6 protein-coding genes are annotated in these 6,827 nt (G+C 38.3%); 5 read left to right on the forward strand and 1 reads right to left on the reverse strand.

The genetic code is table 11. The features are described from left to right. Positions 1-1,080: 1,080 nt before the first annotated feature. The 3 genes from miaA to spoVK all read left to right on the forward strand — a co-directional run bounded on the left by miaA (position 1,081) and on the right by spoVK (position 3,684). Positions 1,081-2,067 (forward strand): tRNA (adenosine(37)-N6)-dimethylallyltransferase MiaA, encoded by a 987-nt coding sequence (gene miaA / locus AC1DUW_RS17995; protein WP_477643116.1) that lies wholly within the window; start codon positions 1,081-1,083, stop codon positions 2,065-2,067. Between the two features lie 3 nt (positions 2,068-2,070). After that, complete coding sequence (gene hfq / locus AC1DUW_RS18000; RefSeq protein ID WP_034313436.1) at positions 2,071-2,304, forward strand: RNA chaperone Hfq; 234 nt, start codon at positions 2,071-2,073, stop codon at positions 2,302-2,304. Between the two features lie 417 nt (positions 2,305-2,721). Continuing rightward, positions 2,722-3,684 (forward strand): stage V sporulation protein K, encoded by a 963-nt coding sequence (gene spoVK / locus AC1DUW_RS18005; RefSeq protein WP_477643118.1) that lies wholly within the window; start codon positions 2,722-2,724, stop codon positions 3,682-3,684. Positions 3,685-3,721: 37 nt separating this feature from the next. Here the strand turns inward: spoVK and AC1DUW_RS18010 are convergent, their stop codons facing one another. Continuing rightward, positions 3,722-4,330, reverse strand: a complete 609-nt coding sequence (locus tag AC1DUW_RS18010) for a trimeric intracellular cation channel family protein (RefSeq protein WP_053345432.1) — start codon at positions 4,328-4,330, stop codon at positions 3,722-3,724. Positions 4,331-4,509: 179 nt separating this feature from the next. Here AC1DUW_RS18010 and hflX point away from each other — a divergent pair, with 179 nt between their 5' ends. Continuing rightward, on the forward strand, positions 4,510-5,751 hold the full coding sequence (hflX, locus tag AC1DUW_RS18015; RefSeq protein WP_477643119.1) for a GTPase HflX: 1,242 nt from the start codon (positions 4,510-4,512) through the stop codon (positions 5,749-5,751). A gap of 12 nt (positions 5,752-5,763) precedes the next feature. Continuing rightward, a partial coding sequence (locus tag AC1DUW_RS18020; RefSeq protein WP_477643117.1) for a methionine gamma-lyase family protein occupies positions 5,764-6,827 on the forward strand: 1,064 nt, incomplete at its 3' end.

Consider the following 6,827-nt stretch of genomic DNA (forward strand, 5'->3'; position numbering starts at 1 on the left):
AGGTTAGAGGACAAGGCCTGTTTATCGTAAAAGACTTAGTTAACAGGTATGATGGTGACATTACCGTAAAGTCTAATGAGACAGGAACCACCGTTACGATGATGATACCTGTATATGGAAGAATGAGCTAGTTCCTTTTGTAATAGAGAATTTAATGATAGKAAAGTAAATAGACCGGTTTGATACGGTCTATTTTTCTTTTTTTATTATTGAATGCATTACATACAGATTTAGGTGGTTAATAATATGGTTTGTCTCTTATTTAATCTCTCAAGTTTCATTCCCTTATTCATAATTATTTTAAGTATCCCATTCATTCAGAACCTTCTTTTAGTACCTTCTTTTAGTACCTTCTTTTAGTACCTTCTTTTAGTACCTTTAATAACTATTTTGCTAGGAGCCTTGATACGAATGGCCTTACGAAAGATTACTTATGAAAAATACAGTCATCCGATAAGCGGGCATCATCAGTAACCTTTCCGAATGGATTGGTAAATTACGAAACACATTACTATAGAAGAAACTATATTTTTTACAATAGAGGTCTGTTTTACTTTGAAGTCAAGATGGCCGGTCAAGCAAGTTTGAATATATATTTCTTTTCGCCATTACTTTCAACGGGAATGAAAACCTTATGTTGTTTGTTTTTTAAGTGTTTGGTATAAATATTTTTTTGTTGTGCATATTCCTTGAGCCATTTGATGTAAAGAACGCTGAACAACACCCTCCCAGTCGATATGTAATAGCGAATATAAGCAAGTATCGAATTCAGTAGAGGATACATTACGTAATAGATAATGGTATGTTTCTTCATAAATCATTTTTCTCGACTCCTTTTAGGGTGGGTAGTCATCTTTTCTCCAGAGAGAAAAGCACCTTTATCGTCTAAATAAACCTTTTAATGAAAAAAGTAGCATCACTTAAAAAAATATTAATCACCTTGTTTTAGTGAATATTATTCAAGGTGGTTTCGATAGAAGATGTGAATAAACTAATAGCTTTTGGACATAATGGATAGATGTTTGGCTGCTTTCCCCGAGATTATGATAAGATAGGGAAAAATCATATAAGGCAGTGAGAATGTTGAAACAACAAAAAAGAAAACTTCTCGTTATCATCGGACCGACTGCTGTTGGTAAGACGAAAATGAGCATTGAGTTGGCTAAACAATTTAATGGTGAAATTATCAGCGGAGATTCCATGCAGGTTTATAAAGGGATGGATATAGGGACTGYGAAAATCAAGAGAGAAGAAACAGAGGGAATTCCTCATTATTTGCTTGATATTAAGGAACCGGATGAACCATTTAGCGCGGCTGAGTTCCAGGAGCGTGCTAATGCATGTATCGAGGATATCCAAAACAGAGGAAAACTCCCTATTATCGTCGGTGGTACAGGTCTATACATACAATCGGTCATTTATGATTATCAATTTTCAGAAGCGCCATCTGATCCTAGTTACAGGGGTATGTTGGAAAAACAAGTTAAGGAATTAGGAATCGATCCTGTTTTTGAACAATTACGGAGTGTTGACCCAGAAAGTGCAAATCGTATTCATCCTAATAATGTAAGAAGGGTAATCAGAGCACTTGAGATTTTTCATTGTACAGGAAAAACGATGAGTGAGCAGTTGGATGAACAGCCGACAGAAATGAAATATGATACGTGCATCATTGGTTTGACAATGGATCGGGAAAAATTATATCAGCGTATTGATCAGCGCGTCGACGGGATGATAGAAGAAGGGCTGATTCAAGAGGTTCAGTCATTTTATGAACAAGGTTTGAGGGATTGCCAATCAATACAGGCTATTGGCTATAAAGAGATCTATGATTTTATTGATGAAAGAGCATCATTAGAGGAAGCAATAGAGGCTTTAAAGCAAAATTCTCGCCGATATGCTAAAAGGCAATTGACTTGGTTCCGGAATAAAATGGATGTAATTTGGTTTGATATGACCAATCTAGAAGATTTTTCAAAAAAAATACATGAAATATCTGGGTTTATAGCAGGAAAGCTTTTCAATAAAGGCGAATACATAAATTTAGAGAGAAAAGAGGAGGACTAATACATGAAACAATCAGTAAATATTCAAGATCAGTTTCTTAACCAATTACGAAAAGATGGTACGTATGTGACGGTATTTTTATTAAACGGTTTCCAAATTAGAGGACAGGTTAAAGGGTTCGATAATTTTACCGTTTTATTTGAATCAGAGGGCAAGCAGCAATTAGTCTATAAACATGCGATTTCTACATTCGCTCCACAACGTAATGTCCAAATTGATTACGAAGTGAAGGAATAATCATATAAATGGATCAAAAAGACAGGCTTCGCTTATAGCGACCTGTTTTTTTTTTTTTTGAGCCTACTCTTGTATCTTTTTCAAGGATTCGATTATTTTACGCACACGTTTTGAATATATATTAAGGGACGGATTATTTTCCGGGAAAGCGCAGGAAATGACATTTTCAAAAAAAGAATTGATGAAATGGAGATAAAATTGTCGTATTTATATTCTAGAGGTGAGAATCCTGTTTAATTAAGTCGCCGTTTGAAGAGGAAATTAGCTAATTATTCAAAAAGCTTAGGAAATCATGAAAAGTAATAAGGGAATTTCCCGATTGGTTTAGTTTAAAGGCTGTGCTCATTACGGCATATAGCCATCATAAATCGAATGAAAATTGTGGCGTCAGGGGTCCAAGATGGAGAGGTGAATGCATTGGAACAACCGATCCGTATGAAAAATAACGGGCAAATCAACATTGTGTTTAATGCGGAAAATAGAAAAGCGCTACAAAAGGATCTGCCGATAAAGGAAAAAGAAATTTTGGTGCAAGAAATTCCCCACCAGCATGTAGCATTAAAGGAAATTGAAGATGAATTAAAAGCGCTAGTTGGCATGGAAGAAATGAAACGGATGATAAAAGAAATATATGCCTGGATCTACATCAACAAGCAGCGGGAAACAAGAGGGCTGAAGACTGGTCGTCAAGCGCTCCATATGATGTTTAAAGGAAATCCTGGAACAGGGAAGACCACGGTTGCAYGTTTAATTGGAAAGTTGTTTCAAAAAATGAATGTACTCTCGAAGGGGCATTTAATTGAAGCGGAGAGGGCAGATTTGGTCGGAGAATATATTGGTCATAYGGCCCAAAAAACGCGTGATTTAATTAAAAAGGCCATTGGCGGGATATTATTTATTGATGAAGCCTATTCCTTGGGGAGAGGAGGCGAAAAGGACTTTGGCAAAGAAGCCATAGATACGCTCGTGAAACATATGGAGGACCGACAACATGAATTCATTTTAATTCTTGCAGGATACTCACGAGAAATGGATTATTTTCTCAGTCTAAATCCAGGCCTTCATTCCAGGTTCCCGCTTGTTGTCGATTTTCCAGATTATACGATTGATCAGTTGATGGAAATATCTGATCGAATGCTTCAGGAACGTGAATATATTATGAACCGGGATGCTGAGAGAAAATTAAAAGATCATTTAATCATATTACGTTCGTTTCGCGGACCTATATCGTTTTCTAACGGCCGCTATATCCGAAATGTTCTTGAAAAGTCGATTAGGGCGCAGGCAATGCGGCTATTAATAGAAGATTCGTTTGAAAAAGTCGATTTACTCACTTTAACCAGCCAAGATTTAATTTTTGAGGATGATGAGAAAGAATGACAAACGAAAGCCCACCAAAAATGGCGGGCTTTCGGATTTATGTTTTTGGTACCCATTTTTTATTAGGAAGGTGCCAATTATATGTGTAGGAAAGGACGCGCAATAAAGTGATAGCGGTAAAGAGTGTATATAGCTGCCATGACTGAGATAAGACTCCGCTGCCTAACGCTAAGCCTGCAATGATGGCCCAGACTGCGTAGATTTCTTTTCTAAAGACTAATGGTTTTCTTCCGGCCAGCACGTCACGGACTACCCCGCCACCGCATCCGGTTAACGCAGCTGAAACAATAATGGCGCTTATGGGATGATTCAGTTCAACCGCATACATGGCCCCTTGTATAGCAAATGCAGAAAGACCAATCGCATCACTTAAGTTCCCCCATCTGTCCCAATGCTTTGATAGAATGGTAGGAAAAACAAAAACGATGGTGATAGATACTAATGCAATGATAAAATAGAAACTTTGATCCCATAATGTTGATACAGGTACACCAATCAATAAATTTCGGATTGCTCCTCCACCAAAAGCGGTTACGATTCCTAAAATATAAACGCCTAAAATATCATACTCTTCTTCCATGGCAATAATGGTCCCGCTTATGGCAAATGCAATTGTACCTATGAGGCTTAATACTTCCCATGTCATATGTTTTTCCCTCTATGTCTTTTCAATTTGATGTTAAAGTCAAATTTGATTTTAGCATGTTATCGAATAATTTAAAATGGTTAAAATCTTTGTTTTTACGAAAGTTTTATAAGTTTAATTTTTTTTGTTATGATTAACTGAAATCTTTCATAAAGGTGGTGCGCGATTTGGATGAATCAATGAAGGAAACGGCTGTATTAATAGGATGCCAAACAACAGAGGCTAACGAGCGTTTTGAATATTCGTTGGATGAGCTGGCTTCGTTAGCGAAGACGGCGAATGGCGAGGTGCTAATGACAATCACTCAGAAAAGGGAAAGGGTTGATCCGTCTACATATATAGGTAAAGGAAAAGTGGAGGAACTTCAGAATTTAGAAGAAGAGTTGGAGCCGGATCTATTTATCTTTAATGATGAATTATCTCCAAGTCAGATTCGTAATCTTACTAAATATTTGCAAGCAAGGATCATAGATCGGACACAGCTTATTTTAGATATTTTTGCTCAGCGAGCGCGCTCAAGAGAAGGGAAGCTGCAGGTTGAACTGGCTCAGCTCCAATATTTATTGCCGCGTTTGGTGGGGCAGGGTACGGCAATGTCCAGGCTTGGAGGCGGAATCGGCACAAGAGGACCTGGAGAAACGAAGTTAGAAAGCGACCGCCGCCACATTCGTGGGAAAATTGATGAAATCAAACAACAATTAAGCGGGATAGTTAAGCATCGTGAACGGTATCGCGACAGAAGGAAACGAAATAAAACCTTTCAAATTGCCCTGGTCGGATACACGAATGCGGGTAAATCAACGCTGTTCAACCGTTTAACTGAGGCAGATTCTTTCGAGGAGAACCAGTTGTTTGCTACACTTGATCCGATGACTCGAAAAGCCATTCTTCCTAGCGGATTTACCGTGCTACTGACGGATACTGTTGGCTTTATACAAGATTTGCCGACTTCTTTAATAGCAGCATTTCGCTCGACACTCGAAGAAGTGAAGGAAGCTGATTTATTGCTCCACGTTGTCGATTCCTCAAGTTCGGATTACTTTAATCACGAGAAAACGGTACACGATTTGCTAAATGACTTAGAAGTCCCTTCCATTCCACAGCTAACGTTGTATAATAAGAAAGATAGGATTCACACTGACTTTGTAAGGTCATCTAGTAATGCTTCATTATTAATAAGTGCCTATGATCATTCAGACCTGAATCAAATCATGGAAGAAATTGAAAAGTACGTGATTGATGAAATGATCCCGTATAATGTTTTCCTGCCTTCAAGTGAGGGTAAACTATTATCACAGCTGAAAAATGAAACCATATTGCGCACTCTCTCCTTTAATGAAGAATCGGAAAGATATGAATGCAAAGGTTTTTGTCTAGCTGATCATCCATTAACCGGCCAGCTAGAGAAATATTCATTATAAAGGGGAATTTAGATGTATCAGCAGTTAACACATGGAGAAGTGTTAAAAAACATTGCCCAGGAAGTAGAAGCAATGATTTCTCCGTTACATAAACAAGTTGATGAACGAATTGAAGAAAATCAATTTCGTGTATTACAAAGTTATCAAGCACATCGAGTGAGTGATTCTCATTTCATCCCTACGACAGGGTACGGATATGATGATATCGGCCGCGACACTCTTGAATTGATTTATGCCGATGTCTTTGGTGCAGAAGCGGGATTGGTGCGTTCACAAATAATATCGGGTACACATGCGATTTCAACTGCTTTGTTCGGCATATTACGTCCAGGGGATGAATTGCTGTACATAACTGGAAAGCCATATGATACATTGGAAGAGATTGTCGGTATCCGAGGCTCGGGTATCGGATCTTTGCGTGATTTTCAAATTAGTTATAAGGCTGTTCCGTTATCGGGATATGGAACAGTTGATTTTGAAGCCGTTAAACAGGCAATTCAACCGAATACGAAAATGATCGGAATCCAACGCTCAAAAGGGTATGCTACACGTCCTTCCTTTACAATTGATGAAATTAAAGAGATGATTTCTTTCGTTAAAGAGATAAACCCAGAAATTGTCGTGTTCGTAGACAATTGTTATGGGGAGTTTGTTGAAACTCAAGAGCCGTGTCATGTAGGGGCAGATTTAATGGCTGGTTCTCTCATTAAAAACCCAGGTGGCGGAATAGTAAAGACAGGTGGATACATTGTCGGTAAAAAAGAATTGATCGAAGCTTGCTCTTATCGTTTAACATCACCAGGAATTGGTGCGGAAGCTGGTGCCTCGCTTTATAGTTTGCAGGAAATGTATCAAGGATTCTTTCTTGCGCCCCACGTCGTTGGACAAGCCGTTAAAGGTGCCATGTTCACTGCTGCCTTTTTGGAAAAAATCGGTATGAATACGTATCCTAGATGGGATGCGAAACGCACCGATTTAATTCAATCTGTCCAATTTGATGACCGGGATAAAATGGTTGCCTTTTGTCAGGCCATTCAATATGCATCGCCAATCAATTCGCATGTGACACCCTATCC

It is taken from the genome of Peribacillus sp. P4_C12 (assembly GCF_056402095.1).